This is a genomic window from Kribbella sp. NPDC049227, from assembly GCF_043197265.1.
Classification (GTDB): Bacteria; Actinomycetota; Actinomycetes; order Propionibacteriales; family Kribbellaceae; genus Kribbella.
This window is the reverse complement of the sequence record NZ_JBICST010000003.1, coordinates 949,408-965,476: the sequence shown is the minus strand read 5'-3', so window position 1 is coordinate 965,476 and position 16,069 is coordinate 949,408. Positions and strand designations below refer to the sequence as shown.

13 protein-coding genes are annotated in these 16,069 nt (G+C 68.1%); 6 read left to right on the top strand and 7 right to left on the bottom strand.

The window, feature by feature from the left end; translation table 11 throughout:
• Positions 1-9: 9 nt before the first annotated feature.
• Both ACGFH6_RS16770 and ACGFH6_RS16765 read right to left on the bottom strand, forming a co-directional pair.
• Positions 10-1,503 (bottom strand): hypothetical protein, encoded by a 1,494-nt coding sequence (locus tag ACGFH6_RS16770; protein ID WP_393384534.1) that lies wholly within the window; start codon positions 1,501-1,503, stop codon positions 10-12.
• Between the two features lie 71 nt (positions 1,504-1,574).
• The gene (locus tag ACGFH6_RS16765) at positions 1,575-2,801 is read right to left on the bottom strand and encodes an ROK family transcriptional regulator (protein ID WP_393384532.1); all 1,227 of its coding nucleotides are present in this window, start codon (positions 2,799-2,801) and stop codon (positions 1,575-1,577) included.
• 43 nt (positions 2,802-2,844) lie between these two features.
• Between ACGFH6_RS16765 and ACGFH6_RS16760 the strand changes: the two genes are divergently transcribed.
• The 4 genes from ACGFH6_RS16760 to ACGFH6_RS16745 are packed head-to-tail and all read left to right on the top strand — an operon-like array spanning position 2,845 to position 7,937.
• Complete coding sequence (locus ACGFH6_RS16760) at positions 2,845-4,386, top strand: sulfatase-like hydrolase/transferase (protein WP_393384837.1); 1,542 nt, start codon at positions 2,845-2,847, stop codon at positions 4,384-4,386.
• Positions 4,387-4,388: 2 nt separating this feature from the next.
• On the top strand, positions 4,389-5,360 hold the full coding sequence (locus ACGFH6_RS16755) for an ABC transporter permease (protein WP_393384530.1): 972 nt from the start codon (positions 4,389-4,391) through the stop codon (positions 5,358-5,360).
• A complete protein-coding gene (locus ACGFH6_RS16750; RefSeq protein ID WP_393384528.1) occupies positions 5,357-6,271 on the top strand; it encodes a carbohydrate ABC transporter permease in 915 nt (304 codons plus the stop codon). Before ACGFH6_RS16755 ends, ACGFH6_RS16750 begins: the two co-directional genes overlap by 4 nt.
• A 37-nt stretch (positions 6,272-6,308) precedes the next feature.
• Positions 6,309-7,937 (top strand): hypothetical protein, encoded by a 1,629-nt coding sequence (locus ACGFH6_RS16745; protein ID WP_393384526.1) that lies wholly within the window; start codon positions 6,309-6,311, stop codon positions 7,935-7,937.
• 1 nt (position 7,938) lies between these two features.
• Here ACGFH6_RS16745 and ACGFH6_RS16740 read toward each other — a convergent pair whose 3' ends face one another.
• The 4 genes from ACGFH6_RS16740 to ACGFH6_RS16725 all read right to left on the bottom strand — a co-directional run bounded on the left by ACGFH6_RS16740 (position 7,939) and on the right by ACGFH6_RS16725 (position 11,204).
• Positions 7,939-9,198, bottom strand: coding sequence for an MFS transporter (locus ACGFH6_RS16740; RefSeq protein WP_393384524.1), 1,260 nt, complete (start codon positions 9,196-9,198; stop codon positions 7,939-7,941).
• Entirely contained in the window at positions 9,195-9,785 is a 591-nt protein-coding gene (locus tag ACGFH6_RS16735) for a helix-turn-helix domain-containing protein (RefSeq protein ID WP_393384523.1), read from the bottom strand. Before ACGFH6_RS16735 ends, ACGFH6_RS16740 begins: the two co-directional genes overlap by 4 nt.
• A 149-nt stretch (positions 9,786-9,934) precedes the next feature.
• Positions 9,935-10,423: a glutathione peroxidase gene (locus tag ACGFH6_RS16730; protein ID WP_393384521.1), complete on the bottom strand. Its 489-nt coding sequence runs from the start codon at positions 10,421-10,423 to the stop codon at positions 9,935-9,937.
• Between the two features lie 109 nt (positions 10,424-10,532).
• A complete protein-coding gene (locus ACGFH6_RS16725) occupies positions 10,533-11,204 on the bottom strand; it encodes a hypothetical protein (protein ID WP_393384519.1) in 672 nt (223 codons plus the stop codon).
• Between the two features lie 187 nt (positions 11,205-11,391).
• Between ACGFH6_RS16725 and ACGFH6_RS16720 the strand changes: the two genes are divergently transcribed.
• Together ACGFH6_RS16720 and ACGFH6_RS16715 are read left to right on the top strand one after the other, a co-directional pair.
• The gene (locus ACGFH6_RS16720) at positions 11,392-12,594 is read left to right on the top strand and encodes a thiolase family protein (protein ID WP_393384517.1); all 1,203 of its coding nucleotides are present in this window, start codon (positions 11,392-11,394) and stop codon (positions 12,592-12,594) included.
• Entirely contained in the window at positions 12,591-14,702 is a 2,112-nt protein-coding gene (locus tag ACGFH6_RS16715) for a 3-hydroxyacyl-CoA dehydrogenase NAD-binding domain-containing protein (protein WP_393384515.1), read from the top strand. Before ACGFH6_RS16720 ends, ACGFH6_RS16715 begins: the two co-directional genes overlap by 4 nt.
• 24 nt (positions 14,703-14,726) lie before the next feature.
• On the opposite strand, the gene ACGFH6_RS16710 is transcribed toward ACGFH6_RS16715, so the two are convergent.
• Complete coding sequence (locus ACGFH6_RS16710) at positions 14,727-16,034, bottom strand: peptidase MA family metallohydrolase (RefSeq protein WP_393384514.1); 1,308 nt, start codon at positions 16,032-16,034, stop codon at positions 14,727-14,729.
• Positions 16,035-16,069 lie beyond the last annotated feature (35 nt).

Below are 16,069 nucleotides of genomic sequence, written 5' to 3'. Positions count from 1 at the left end.
CCCGCCGGATCATCTCTGCCGGCCGTCGAATCGCAGCAGCACCGCGCCAAGCGCCGGAACGTCGACGTCGACATGGCCGTCGACGACGCGGCTGTGGCCGATTCTCCTGTCGTGGTTGGCGTCGCTGAATTCCCACAGGTCGCCCGCTCCCGCGCGGACGAGTTCGCTCAGATCGGCATCCACGCTGTACGCCGTTTCGGTCGCCGAGTTCACGACCAGCAACCAGACGTCACCGTGACTGTCGCGGGTGGTGATGGACAGGATATCCGGAGAGCCGGCGACGCTCTGATGGGTGACACGGCCGCCTTGCAGCGCCCGGATCCCCATGCGGAGTGCGTAGTACGTGACCCGGCGAGTGCCGTCCTTCCCGATCAGGTACGCCCGGTTCGGCGCATCGTAGAGATTCACGATGTGGTGGCCGTAGACATACGAGTCCGGGCTGGACATCCGGATCAGGTTCTGCAGGATCAGGACTCCGGACGAGACCTGCTGATACGAGTCGGCGCCGTGGCCGTAGACCGGGCCCCATTCCGTCACCCACAACGGGCGATCCGGTTGCCCGGCGGCGTTCATGAGTTGGTGCACCTCGCGGAGGTTCCCGGTCGGGTCGTCGGAGAAGTCGTGGTAGTCGACCGCGTCGAAGGAGTCCGGAACCTTCTCGAGCGCGTCCTTGATCCAGCCGAAGCGTTCGCCGGCGTCGTTGACCGACGTACCGGCCGACACCGGTGCGTACGTCTGGTACGCCCGCTGCGGGAGGAACCGCTGATAGGTGTAGTCGATGGCGTCCTTGGTCAGCCTGACGAAGTCCCAGTAGTCGTCCTCGGTGCCGAGCCAGCCCTGCCCGTCGTGATTCGGTTCGTTGCCGAGTTCCCAGTCGTCGACCCGGTAGTCGTTGCGGACGTTCAGCCAGTAGACACAGGCGAAGACATGCTGCCACCACTCGTTGCGGCCCTCGGGCGTGTTCGGTGGGTTGAGCGGCGTGGCCCAGTCCGGGTCCAGGGTCGCGTTCTGGACCCGCAGCGACACCATCGGCTTGACGTGCGCGTCCTTGAGGCTGCCGAAGATCTGGCGCCAGTTGCCCTGCCATCCCTCGCCGGGATTCGTCGCGTACCAGAACGGGCTGCCCTCGGGCGGATGGGTGAAGGCGTTGTCCCACCAGGCCCAGTTGACGACGTTCGGGTCGGACTTGATCTCGTCGATCGTGGGCGAGCCGAAGACGCCGTCGTCGTCATCCCATTCCCACGCGTACATATGACCTTCGTAGAAACGGTAGGTGTTGATGCCGAGATCCTTGAGGTCGCGGATGTCGAAGTTCGTGACGCCGCGATCGGCGCCGATGTAGCGAGTGCTCACTCCCCACGGCGTGCCGGAGACCTTGATCGTCGTCTTCGCGGTGGCCACACCAGGCGCCGCGGCGGCGGCCGGCAGGGTGGGCAGGAGGACCGCTCCCGACGCGATCGCACTCGCCTTCAGTGCGTCTCTTCGCGAGATCTTGCCAGGCATAGCATCTTCTCCTTCGTCAGAGCGCAGCACGGATCAGACCCTTACCGCTCTTCTCCCAGACGTGCCTGCCGCTACCGCGACCCCGCGGCCTCCGGAGCCGGCCAGACCGGGCCACCGGCCATGCCGACCGTGCCGACCGTGCCGACCATGTCGGTGAGCACCAAGGCCGCCGCACCGAGCGCACCGCCTCGCGCGCCGAGGCGACCGAGGCGGATCGTCGGTGGCGCGAACGGCAGCCGGCGGTCGGTGACCTCCTGCAACGGACCGACGATGAAGTCCCCCGCGCGCATGGTCGAGCCGCACAGGACCACCAGCGGTGAGTCCGTCACACACAAGGTCGCCGCGACCACCGCGCCCAGGCCGCGGCCGACCTCGGCCAGCACCTCGGCCATCTGCGGGTCGCCCGACAGCGCCTCGTCGATCACGACGTCGACGTCGACGCGCGACAACGGCACGCCACCGAGGCGCCTGCGCCTGGACTCACGGAGCCGTGCGACCGCGGCGCGGATGACGGCCGAAGAACCGACCACCTCCGACACCTTCACCGGTGTCACGCCGCCCTTGCCGTCGTTCAGGTCCAAGATCATCCGGCCGACCGCTCCGGCAGCACCATCGCCTCCGGTGAACAGCCGGCCGCCGCTGATCACGGCACCGCCGAGACCCTCGTCCACCACCAGACACAGCAGATCAGTGGCTCCCTGACCGGCGCCGAACAGGTGCTCGCCGACGGCCACCGCGTGGGCGCGGTTCTCGGCCACGACAGGGAGCTCGAACCGGTTGGCCAGAAAAGCCTGCAGATCCAGGCCGGTCCAGCCCGGGGCCTGCTGCGGAAGGAACATGCCGGGTCTCGAGCGCTGCATCCGGGTCGGCACGGCAACACCGAGTCCGGTCACCCGGTCCGGCGTCTCCACCGTCGTCAGGAGCCGGCCCACGACACGTTCCAGGGTCCGCTCGAAGCGCCGCTGTCCGTCCTCGAGGTCACAGTCGGTCGACACCTCGCCGTGGATCTGTCCGGACAGGTCCGAGATCACCGCCGAGATGTGATGCCGGTCGACACTGACTCCGGCGGCCAGCAGCCGGTCCATTCGCAGGCCGTACAGGATCGGCCGGCGGCCACCGGACGACTCCCCCTCGCTCACCGGCTGGACAACGCCCTCGGTCTCGAAGTCGGCCAGGATCTCCGAGATCGTCGGCACGCTCAGCCCCAGGTCGCGGGCCAGCATCGCCTTGGACAAGTTGCCGTGAGCACGGAGCCGGCCGAGCACCTGAGCCCGATGCTCGTCCCTGACCCGTCGCACGCCACCCACTTTCGAAACCCTCCTGAAGAAGTGCGTGCCGACCATGATGCGCGTGCGCCGGACCGTGCGTCAACAGGTGCCCAGAGAACGTTTTCTGATTCGGCGGAAAGTTTCCTCCGGTGTTGACGCCTCTTTGGGAGGATGTCACCATGAGGCGATCTTCTTAAGGACGGTTGCAAAAGTGGTCCCGAAGAGTCCCAACATCCTGTTCCTGATGTCCGACGAGCACCGGTACGACGTGGCCGGGTTCGCCGGAGATGCGGTGATCAGGACGCCCACGCTGGACTGGCTGGCCGGAACAGGTGCGGTCTTCGGCAACGCCTACACCCCCTCCCCGGTCTGCATCCCGGCCCGGCAGAGTCTGATGTCCGGGCAGCTGCCACGGACGACCGGATGCCTGCGCTACGGCCAGGATCTGCCCCCGGGGCACGAGACGTTCGCCCGCACGCTGGCCCGGCACGGGTACGCAACGGTTGCCTGCGGCAAGCTTCATCACCGCGGCGTCGACCAGATGCAGGGCTGGACCCGGCGGATCGGATCCGACATCACCATCGGCGCGGACGCCGTCGACAGCCCGGCCGCCGAGTTCGCCGAGCGGGTGCCGTCCCTGGCCGAGGTGAAGTGGAGCGACGCCAAGGAGGTCAAGCGGGCCGGTATCGGCCGCGGACCGCTGGTGGCGCAGGACGAGTACACGCTCACCGGCGCGCTGGACTTCATCGAGGAGTTCTTCACCGATCCGTACTACGACCGGCCCAGCCGCGATCAGCCCGTGCTGCTCAAGGTGAGCCTCAACCAGCCGCACTACCCGTACTTCGCGGGCGAGGAACGCTTCACGCACTACCTCAACCGCGTCACGCCGTACCTGAACCAGGCGGTGTCGGACCATCCGTTCCTCGCCCAGCGCCAGGTGCGCCCGGGGATCGACGCCACCGAGGTCGAGATCCGCCGGGCCACTGCGGCGTACTACGCGATGGTCGAGAACGCGGACGCCATGTTCGGACAGGTGCTCCGGGCGTTGCAGCACCAAGGCCAGGACCTGGACGACTGGGTCATCGTCTACACCGCCGACCACGGCGAGATGCTCGGTCAGCACGGCATCTGGGAGAAGCAGAAGTTCTACGAAGCCAGTGCCCGGGTCCCGCTGATCATCCGTTCGCCGCAGCACTTCAGCGGCGGCCACCTCGACGAGAACGTCAACCTCTGCGACCTGTACGCGACCCTGTGCGAGTTGGCAGGACACCCCGCGCCCGACGGCCTCGACAGTCGCAGCCTGGTCCCGTTGATGCGCCGGGAGCCGACGGACTGGTCCGGCGAATCGGTCTCACACTTCGGCGACACGAACCTGATGATCAAGCAGGACAACCTCAAGTACCAGTACTACGGCGAAGCCATGCCCGAGGTGTTGTTCGACCTCGAGGCAGATCCGTCGGAGCAGCGCGACTTCATCGCCGCACCCGAGTACCGCGAGCTGGTCGAGCGGTTCCGGACCAGACGCGCCGCCCTTGGCTACGGCCCGGACGCAGACCCCGACTACCGCAACGCCGGCTACACGGAAGTCCGACCGATGGTTCGTGGAAGGAGCTGACCGTGGCATTGACCATCGACAAGAGGCCGGCGGTGAAGTCGGCCCCGCCGGGATCACCACACTCACTGGGCCGGCTCGCGCGCCTGAAGCGCGACTGGGGCCTGCTCGTGTTCGCGGTGCCCGGCCTGCTGGTCTTCCTGGTCTTCCACTACGTCCCGTTGCTCGGCAACGTGATCGCCTTCAAGGACTACCAGCCGTACCTCGGCGTCCGGCAGAGCCCGTGGGTCGGCTTCTCGAACTTCGCTCTGATCTTCAGCGGCGATCCCGAAGTACTCAACGCGCTGAAGAACACGCTCGTCCTCACGGTGCTCCAGGTCGCCTTCGTGTTCCCGGCTCCGATCGTGCTCGCGCTGGTGCTCAACAGCCTGATGTACGAGCCGATCAAGCGGTTCGTACAGAGCGTCCTGTACATGCCGCACTTCCTGTCCTGGGTGATCGTCGTCGCGATCTTCCAGCAGATCCTCGGGAACGCCGGTCTGCTCAACACCTACCTGCGGCACAAGGGCATCGAGCCGATCGAGATCATCGGCAACCCCGACGCGTTCCGCGCACTGATCACGTCGCAGGTCATCTGGAAGGACACCGGGTGGGGAACGATCCTGTTCCTGGCCGCGCTGTCACGCGTCGACCAGGAGCAGTACGAGGCCGCCTCCGTCGACGGCGCCGGGCCGGCGCGGCAGATGTGGCACGTCACCCTGCCGGCGCTGCGTCCACTGATCATCCTGCTCGGCATCCTGCGCCTGGGCGATTCACTGAGCGTCGGCTTCGAACAGATCCTGCTGCAGCAGGGGGCGGGCACCGAGGCCACGGAGGTCCTCGACACCTACGTCTACCACCACGCCTTCCAGCAGGGCGAGTGGGGCATCAGCGCCGCGGTCGGCCTGGTCAAGGGCGTCGTCGGCCTGGCGCTGGTCCTCGGCGCGAACAAGGTCGCGCATCTCTTCGGAGAGGACGGAGTGTACCGATCGCGATGAACACCACAGCCCGTACGAGGACCCACGGCCGGTCGCCCGCGACGGCGCCGGCGTCCCTGCCGCTCAGGATTCTCAAGGCGATCGTGCTCCTGGTCGCCTGTGCGCTGGTCGTGATGCCGTTCGTCTCGGTGATCTCGACGAGCCTGGCCGACCAGCAGCAGATCACCGACGCCGGTGGGTACGTGCTGCTGCCGGACCGGCCGTCGTTGTCGGCGTACAGCTCGATCCTGGCCGGCGGCGTGGTCGCCCGGGCGCTGCTCGTCAGCGTGGGGATCGCCGTCGTCGGGACGGTTCTCGGCCTGATCGTCACCTCGGCGATGGCCTACTCGCTGTCGCGGCCGACGTCCTTCGCGCACAAGCCGATCCTCATGGTCGTCCTGCTCACCATGCTGTTCAGTCCCGGGATCATTCCGAACTACCTGCTGATCAAGCAGCTGGGACTGCTGAACAGCTGGTGGTCGCTGATCCTGCCCGTGCTGGTCACCGGCTTCTCGGTCATCGTGCTGCGCTCGTTCATGATGGGACTGCCGCCGGACATCCTGGAGTCGGCCCGCATCGACGGGGCCAACGACCTGCAGATCTTCGTCCGCATCATCCTCCCGCTGTCCAAGGCCGCCCTCGCCGTCATCGGGCTGTTCTTCGCCGTCGGTTTCTGGAACTCGTGGTTCAACGCCCTGCTCTACATCAACGATCCGTCGAAGTTGCCGCTCCCGCTGGTGCTGCGCACGTACGTCGTCGACAACGCGCGGCTCGGTGCGGAACAGCTGTCCGGAGAGGCCGGCGTACTGCCGCCGACCCAGTCGCTCCAGATGGCCATCCTCGTCATCTCGCTGATCCCGATCCTGCTCGTCTACCCCTTCCTGCAGCGCCACTTCACGAAGGGCGTTCTGGTCGGCGCCGTCAAAGGCTGAGCCGCCGTCCGTCGCCGGCTTCGAAAGGAGAAACGCCATGTCCGAGTCAATGAGTCGCCGTACCCTCCTGCGGCTGATGGGAGGCACCGCGGCCGCCGCGGTCGCCGGCCCGACCCTCAGCGCCTGCTCCAGCTCCCCCGCCACGAGCCAGCAACAGCAGAACTCCGGGGTCCAGCTCCCGACGTACATCCCGTATCAGGGGGTCAAGCCGGACCTGGCACCGACGAAGGACGGCGTGATGTCGGGCTTCCTGCGCTACCCCGCGACTCCGACCGTCGGGGTCCCGGACCGGCCGGGCACCGGCTCGGAAGAACTCACCGCCTTCATCCAGCAGTTCCGGCCGATCCCACCGGCGGCGTCGAGGAACGAGTACTGGCGCAACGTCAACGACAAGCTCGGCGTCACCCTGAGCCTGCAGATGGTGCCGAGCGCGAACTACGCCGACAAGCTCCCGACCGTGCTCAGCGGCGAACTGCCGGACTTCACCATGATCGTGAACACGCCCAACCTGCCGCAGTTGCTGGACGCGAAGTGCCAGAACCTCAGCGAGTTCCTGGCCGGTGACGCGATCAAGGACTACCCGATGCTGGCCAACCTGCGCCCGGAGGCCTGGCGCACGACGGTGTTCAACGGCGGGATCTACGGCATCCCGATCCCCCGGGAGCGGGTCGGAGTCATCTGGTTCACCCGCGTCGACATCGTCAAGGCGCACGGCCTGAATCCGGCGCCCGCGACGTTCGCCGAGTTCAAGGAGCTCGCCAAGGGCGTCACGAACCCGAAGGAGAACCGCTGGGCGTTCCACGGCGCGCCCGGAGTCCGCGACCTCATCCTGCGGATGATGGGAGCTCCGGTCGGTTGGCAGGAGGAGGGCGGCAAGTTCACCTCGATCAACGAGCTGGACCAGACCAAGCAGGCGATCAGCGACACCCGGGAACTCGTCAAGGCCGGCTACTTCCATCCCGACACGTTCACCCAGGGTGCGCCGTTCAAGGACTGGATCGGCGGCGGACGGGTCGTGATGGTCAGCGACAACTACTCCGCCTGGCCGCAGTACGTCACGCAGTACCTGAAGCCGAACTCACCCGTGCAGTTCGACGGCATGATCCCGCCGAAGTACGACGCGGGCTCGACGCCGAACCTCGGGCGCGGCGTTCCGTCGTTCAGCACGACCGCGTTCAAGAAGACCGACGACAAGGAGCGGATCAAGCTGATGCTCCGGGTCGCGAACTACCTCGCGGCGCCGTTCGGCACCCAGGAGTACCTGATCAACCGGTACGGCAAAGAGGGCGTCGACTACACCATGGTGAACGGCGACCCGATCCTGACCAGCAAGGGCGAGGTCGAGCACACCGCCGAGTTCTACCGCATCGCCGACGCGCCCTGGCCGCTGTACGAACCCGGTCACCCCGACGAGACCAAGAAGGAGCACGCCTACCAGGTCAAGGCGGTGCCGATGACACTGGCCAACCCGGCCGACGCGCTGTACTCCGAGACCTACAACCGCAAGCGGAACACGCTGACCAAGCTGCTCGACGACGCCCTCGCCGACGTCCTTCAGGGCCGCAAGGACCTGGCGGCCTGGGACGACGCGATGGACCGCTGGCGCAAACAGGGCGGCGACGCCATCCGCAAGGAGTACGAGGAGGCCTTCGCCGCCTCTCGGTGAGCTACTGCAGGTCCGCTCCGGAGGTGGCGTCCGCCTCCGGAGCCGGGACCGGCTCCACGGCTCGATGGTCGTTCGCCAGATCCTCGCGGATCTCACCGCGCAGGGTGAGGACTGTCTGGAGTACGCCGAGCAGGATCACGGTCGCGATGATGGCGAAGATCTGCCGGTAGCTGAGCAGACTCACGAGCAGGCTGCCCAGCGCGAGCGAGATCGCCTGCGGGGTCGACACGAGCACCTCGACCGCGGTCGACACCCGGCCGATCAGGTGGCCCGGCGAACGCCGTTGCATCAGCGTCGTGAACGCGACGAACGTCCACGGCAGCCCGACACCGCAGATGCCCGCGCCGACCAGGACCAGGACGATGCTCGGCGCGGCCGCGCAGACCATGGTGGCGGCGGCCAGAGCGGTCAGGCCGAGTGCGCAGGTGGCGATCTCACCCAGACGACGGACGGCGCGGCTCGCGGTGAGACCGCCGATGACCGCGCCGACGCCCTGGCAGGTCACGAAGACGCCGGAGAAGGTCGGCGGCTTGCCGAAGGCGTCCATCAGCGCGTAGATCGACGACTCGAAGAAGCCGATGACCAGGATCGAGATCGCGAGCCCCAGCAGGACGTGGCGGAGTACGCGGTCGTGGACCAGGAACCGGACACCCTCGAGGACGTCCTCCCGGAAGGTGTGCTTCGCCGGCGCGGGGGTCTCGGTGATCTTGATCGTCGCGATCAACAGTCCGGCGATGACGAACGTGCCGGCGTCGACGACCGCGACCAGCCAGCCGCCCGTGGTCGCGAAGATCGCGGCCCCGACGAGTGGGCCGAACAGCCGGTAGCCCTCCTTGATCGTGGCGAGGCTGGAGTTGGCGTCGACCAGGAGCTCATCGGGCAGCAGGTCCTTGAGCAGGCCGTTGAGTGCCGCGGGCAGTACGACGAACGAGACGCCGTACAGGAAGGCGACGACCCAGATCAGCCAGACGTCGTTCGCGTCCCGCACGAGCACGAGCGGGAGTACGGCGGCCGCACTGGCGAAGTTGCCCCAGACAAGGATCGATTTGCGCGGCAGCCGGTCGACCCAGACACCGAGCAGCGGGGCGCCGAGCGCCGGCAGCACCATGAAGAAGAAGGTCAGACCGGCGAGCGCGTTGGAGTCGGTGAGCGTCTTCACCCACATGCTCAGCACCAGCAGCATCACCGAGTCGCCGAGCATCGACGTACTCAGTCCGCCGAACAGGCGAGGGAACCCGGGCTGCGCGAACAGTTTCCTCATGCCGGCTCGACCCCCGGGAAGTAGGTCAGGACGCCCCACGCGACGAACTCACACGGCCGCGCCCCTGGTGGTCGCTGCTCCGGTTCGGTCAGTCGCTCCACATAGCGGTCGAGCACCGCATCGATCGCGTCGTTCATCTCCTTGAGCTCGTCCGCGGTCAGCCACGCGACCATTTCGGTGCTGCGGTGCGCCGCGCGCCATTCCTCGGACTCCTCGGCCGCACGCTGCTGTGCCTCCCGCAACCGGTCCACCGCGCGGCCCATCGTCACCTCGGACAAGGCCTCCGCTGCCCGACGCTCGTCGATCGACGCCGAGTCGTTCTCGTCGCCCCAGCGGAATCCGAGCCCCGGCACCTGCCACGGTCGCTGCCGCCCTGTCCCGCCCTCGGCTTCCTCCACGAACCCGTACTGCGCGAGTTTGCGCAGGTGCCACGAGCAGTTGGCCGGCGTCTCGTCGAGCCGGTCGGCCAGCTCGGTGGCGGTCAGCGGCCCGCTGATCGACAGCAGTTCGACGATCGCCATTCGCACCGGATGGGCCAGGGCATTGAGCTCACGGGGGTCGCTGAGGCGACGATGCGGCGTCGGCATGCGTCGAAAGTACTCTTTCGAAAGAGTTCTTGCAATGGAATGTGGCACAGAAAATCGCCCGCCGCGCGAGGCGCGGCGGGCGAGTCAGAAGCAGACCGGACAGTCCGGCGAGGGGTGCGCGGGCCTGGCCAGGCCCGGCTCGGGATGCCTCAGGCCGGGAGGTGGGACTCGATTGCGGTGATGATCTCGGCGGACTCCGGCTCGGTGCGGGGGCGGAAGCGGGCGGCGACCGTGCCCTCCGGGGTGATCAGGAACTTCTCGAAGTTCCACTGGATGTCACCGGCCTCGCCGTCGGCGTCCGGCGTGAGGGTCAGCTCGGCGTACAGCGGGTGCCGGCCCTCGCCGTTCACCTCGAGCTTGTCCAGCATCGGGAAGGTGACGCCGTACGTGGTCGAGCAGAAGGTGGAGATCTCGTCCGCAGTCCCCGGCTCCTGACCGCCGAACTGGTTGCACGGGGCGCCGAGCACGGTGAAGCCGCGGGCGCCGTACTGCTTCTGCAGATTCTCCAGGCCCTCGTACTGCGGGGTCAGGCCACACTTCGACGCGACGTTCACGACCAGGACGGTCTTGCCTTTGTAGTCACCGAGCGAGGTCGGAGCGCCGGCGAGGGTGGTCAGCGGGATGTCGTACAGGCTCATGCAGAACCTTTCGAGGTTGGGAGGACGGGACCGGGACGCGACTGTACGCCGCGAGGCCGGGTCGGCGGCGTTGAGAGCCGGAGGTCACACGGTGAAGCGTACTGCTCGGCTAACGAACGTTCACCCGCTCGGTCCGGATGGGCTCCGGGGCAGGAGTTGGCGCGGGCATCCAGAGTTTGCACTCGGTGATGGCCGAGGTCAGCAAGTTGAACAGCCGGTCGTCCGGGTCCGGCACACAGGCCTGCGAGATGCCTTCCACCGCGCAGGACACGGCGCGTGGCGCGGTCCGCTTGGCGAAGTCCGGCGTACCCCGATGTGCTCTTGCGGTGAAGGACCGCGCCCACTTGGTCGCGGCCGGAACCGCCTCCAGCACCGCCTGCGAGTCGGGCTCGAGATCGTCGAGTGGACGCCCGTCCAGCGCGGCGAGTTGCTTCTCCCCCACCAGCAGAGCCACGGCGAGGATGTACTGCCGCTCCTGCGACACCACCGGCAGCGCGTGCTGGATACAGCGGGCGGTCACCCGCGGTACGACGTGTGGATCGTCGGGAGTCAACCCGATCACGGAGGGGATCAGTGGCGCCAGCCGGGTCCGGCCGGCGTCCGTCGTGCAGTCGTTGACGTCGCGCGCGACGCCCGCCAGCAGCGGATGCGTACAGGCCGGGTGGTCCGACCATGGCTCGCCTGCCAGATAGGAGGCGAACTCCATGAAGCAGGCACCCTTGCGCGGGTTGCGGTGTTTACCCCGGCTCAGCACCGGCACGGAGAGATCAGCATTGTTCATGAACGGCTCCAGACACACGGACCTTGCCACCAGCATGCGCCGAATCGCGCCGGTTGGCCACGGGTTGTGGTCTGCGTGAGCAGCCGGGTGTGCGCTGTGAGCAGCCGCACAGGCGTGGCCGCTTGGGGAGTTCTGTTACCGACGGGTAGCATCGAGGTAGCTTTCCCGACCCCAGAGGAGGGCCCCCGTGCCCCGTGAGATCCGCGATGTCGTGTTCGTCGACGGCGTTCGCACCCCGTTCGGCAAGGCCAAGGGCCAGTACGCCGAAACCCGCGCCGACGATCTGGTGATCAAGTGCATCCGGGAGCTGCTGCGGCGGAACCCGGAGCTCCCGCCGGAGCGGGTGGACGAGGTCGCGATCGCGGCCACCACCCAGATCGGCGACCAGGGCCTGACCATCGGCCGGACCGCGGCCCTGCTGGCCGGCCTGCCGAACACCACTCCCGGCTACGCCATCGACCGGATGTGCGCGGGCGCGATGACCGCGGTCACCACGACCGCCTCGGGCATCGCCTTCGGCGCGTACGACGTGGTCGTCGCCGGCGGGGTCGAGCACATGGGCCGGCACCCGATGGGCGAGGGCGTCGACCCGAACCCCCGCATCATCGCCGAGAAGCTGGTCGACACCTCCGCCCTGGTGATGGGCTCCACCGCGGAGAACCTGCACGACCGCTTCCCCGGTATCACCAAGGAGCGCGCCGACGCGTTCGCCGCCGCGTCTCAGGAGAAGGCGGCCAAGGCGTACGCCAACGACCTGATCCAGCCGGACCTCGTCCCGATCGCGACCCGGTCGGCCGAGCAGGGCTGGGGCTACGCGGCCACCGACGAGCCGATGCGGCCGGGCACCACGGTCGAGGACCTGGCCACGCTGAAGACGCCGTTCCGCCCGCACGGCCGGGTCACCGCGGGCAACTCGGCCGGCATCAACGACGGCGCGACCGCCTGCGTGCTGACCTCCGCCGAGGCCGCGGCCGAGCTCGGCCTGACCCCGAAGATGAAGCTGGTGTCCTACGGCTTCGCCGGCGTCGAGCCCGAGGTGATGGGCGTCGGCCCGATCCCCGCCACCGAGAAGGCGCTGAAGCTCGCCGGGCTGACCATCGACGACATCCAGGCGTTCGAGGTGAACGAGGCGTTCGCCGTTCAGGTGATCGCGTTCCTGGAGCACTACGGCATCGCCGACGACGACCCGCGGGTCAACCCTTACGGCGGCGCGATCGCGTACGGCCACCCGCTGGCATCGTCCGGGGTCCGGCTGATGAACCAGCTGGCCACGCAGTTCGAGCAGCGCCCCGAGGTCCGCTACGGCCTGACCACGATGTGCGTCGGCCTGGGCATGGGTGGAACGGTCATCTGGGAGAACCCGAACTGGGAAGGGAACGCGGCCGCATGAAGCTGCAGGAACTGATCGACACCGCGGTTGCGCTGTCCGACGACGAGGTCGTCACGCTCGCCCACTCCCGTGACGTCGTCCTGCCGGGCAAGGCCGGCACGATGGCGCTGATCACGCTCGACAACGGGCACGATCACACCAAGCCCAACACGTTCGGCCCGAAGGGGCTCGCGTCGCTCAACACCGCGCTCGACGCAGCGCTCGCGCGCGACGACATCGCCGCGATCGGCGTCACCGGCAAGCCGTTCATCCTGGCCGCCGGCGCCGACCTGACCGGCGTACCGAAGCTGACCGATCGCGAGCAGGCGCTGAACCTGGGCCGGATCGGGCACGGCGTGCTGCGCAAGCTGGTCGACGGCGGCAAGCCGTCGTTCGCGTTCGTGAACGGCGTCTCGCTGGGCGGCGGTCTCGAGGTCGCGCTGCACGCCACCTACCGCACCGTCTCGGCCGCGGCCGGCGTGCTCGCGACACCCGAGGTGTTCCTCGGTCTGATCCCGGGCTGGGGCGGCAACTTCCTGCTGCCGAACCTGATCGGTGCGGACAAGGCGGTGAAGGTCGTCGTCGAGAACGCCCTGAACCAGAACAAGATGCTGAGCGGGCCGGAGGCGGTGAAGTTCGGCATCGGCGACGTACTGCTGGACTCGGCCGACTTCCTCGAGCAGTCGCTGATCTGGGCGAGCAACGTGCTCACCGGTGCGATCACGGTCGACCGGCCGGAGATCGACCGCGGCGAGGCGTGGGACACGGCTGTTGCCCGAGGCAAGGGCTTCGCCGATGTCAAGGTGAGTGGTGCGGCGCCGGCGCCGTACCGGGCGCTCGAGCTGATCGCGGCGGCCAAGGACAACGACCGGGACCGTGGTTTCGCGGCCGAGGACGAGGCGCTCGCCGACCTCATCATGAGCGAGGAGCTGCGCAGCGGCCTGTACGCCTTCGACCTGGTGAACAAGCGGGCCAAGCGCCCGGCCGGAGCGCCGGACAAGTCGCTCGCCCGCCCGGTCACGAAGGTCGGCGTCGTCGGCGCCGGTCTGATGGCCGGCCAGCTGGCCCTGCTGTTCGTCCGTCGCCTCGAGGTGCCCGTCGTACTCACGGACCTGGACCAGGAGCGGGTGGACCGCGGGGTCGGATACGTGCACGGGGAGATCGACAAGCTGCTCGGCAAGGGCCGGCTCCGTCCGGACAAGGCGAACCAGTTGAAGGCCCTCGTCACCGGGTCGGTGGACCGTGCCGTGTTCGCGGATGCCGACTTCGTGATCGAGGCCGTGTTCGAGGAACTGCAGCTGAAGAAGACGATCTTCGCCGACCTGGAGAAGATCATCCGTCCGGACGCGATCCTGGCCACGAACACCTCCTCCCTCTCGGTGACCGAGATGGCCGCGGACCTGGAGCACCCGGAGCGCGTCGTCGGCTTCCACTTCTTCAACCCCGTCGCCGTCCTGCCGCTGCTCGAGATCATCCGGGCCGACCGGACCGACGACGCGTCGCTGGCGACGGCGTTCGCGGTGGGCAAGACGCTGAAGAAGTCGTGCGTGCTGGTGAAGGACGCGCCTGCCTTCGTGGTGAACCGGCTGCTGACGCGCTTCCTGGGTGAGGTCAGCGCGGCGGTCGACGAAGGTACGCCGATTCCTGAAGCGGACAAGGCGTTGTCGGCGCTGGGGCTGCCGATGCCGCCGTTCGTGCTGCTGCAGCTCGTCGGTCTGCCGGTCGCGTTGCACGTCGCGGAGACGATGAACCGGGCGTACCCGGAGCGGTTCGCGGTGTCGGAGAACCTGGCCAAGGTGGTTGCCGCGGGCAAGACCTCGTTCTACCTGTGGCCGGAGGGCAAGCCGGTCGTCGACCCGGAGGTCGAGGCGCTGGTGACGGTCGGCTCCACCCCGTCGACTCCGGACGAACTCCGCACCCGGGTCCTGACCGCCCTCGCCGAAGAAATCCGCGTCATGCTGGACGAGGGCGTGGTCGCGGAGGCGCAGGACATCGACCTGTGCCTGCTGCTCGGCGCCGGCTGGCCGTTCCACCTCGGTGGCATCACGCCGTACCTGGACCGGTCAGGCATCTCCGAGAAGGTCAACGGCACCCGCTTCCTGCCCAAGGGCGTCGCCAGCCTGACCTGACCCTGGGGCCGTCGCGAGAACCTTCTAGCCCCTGAAGGTTTTCGCGGCGGCAACCAGTTGGGCGGCGGTCTTGCCGGTGTGCTTCTTCAGGATGGCGGCGAAGGCGGCCTGGGTGGTGTTGTGCTGGGCCAGGTCGGCGTACAGACCCGCGACCTTCGTCTCGCCCAGCTTGTCTTCCAGGTACGACGTGATCCACCAGCTCTGGCCGTAGGCACGGTCGCCGTTGGCGTTGAACTCGGCTTGGCCGGGGAGGACCTTCATCGACCGGAGGTACTTGGTGCGGACCGTCTTGCGATAGGGATCGACGGTCCACTTCGGGTCGTCTTCGATGGAGGCGGTGCGGACGTACTCCGCGATGCCTTCGACCAGCCACAGTGGTGCGCGGGCGCCGAGGCGCAGCGTCGCGACGTGCGTCATCTCGTGCACGAGCAGGTCCTCGTCCAGCTCCTTGCGGACAGCCGGGTTGACCACGATCCGGCTGCTCACCGGCGCGGTCTGGCGCTGCGTCCACGGATCGCCGTCGTACAGGCTGACCGCCTTGGCGGCCACGGTCCAGCCGCTGCCGGCGCCGGAGGTCCACAGGATCGAGAGCACCTGCGGCTCGGACATCGCGACCACCATGACGGCGCCGTTCCACGGACGCGGCCAGTGCCGCCGGACGCCGTCGACGGCTCCTTGGGACGCCTTCGCGATCTTGTCGCCCAGCGCCTTCTCGCCGCGATCGACCACGACGACGACCTTGCCGCGGCGAATCACGGCCACCGGGCCGAAGTCCCAGGGCTGGCGATGACCGTCGGGGCTGAGGGTCTCGTCGATCGCGTTGTCCGCGACCAGGACCCACGCGGTACCGCGCCGGACGAACGTGTAGCCGACGTCGGTCTGCACCGGCTTCGCGTCCAGCCCCGTCAGCTGGTACCGCATCATCACCCGGGTCGAGAACGTCGTCGGTCCGTACTGCGCGACCTGCGCGGGAGCCGGCCGTTCGTCGCCGACGAAGTACTTCAGGCTGGTGAACGCGAACTGGCGCAGGTTCGTGAACAGGGTCCGCTGCCGGGCCACCAGTTGCGGCTGCTTCGGATCGACCGCCGCGAGGAAGCCCTTGACGTCACCCTTCAGGACCGCCGCGGAGCGCCGCGCGAGGACCGCGTCGACCTCACGCTTGCGGACCGCCTTCTGGGCGTCGGTGAGCTCGCCCGCCGGCGTCGCCTCGACCGCCGCCGCGCTGCTGCCCGGCGTCGACCCACCGTGCTCGAGCCTGACCACCACCACACTCACGCTCGCGGCGAGCGCCAGCACGGCAACGCCTGCGAACAGGCGTCTCGGGTGCTTCATGCCGGGGTCCCCTCTGATGGTCGGCTGATCCTACC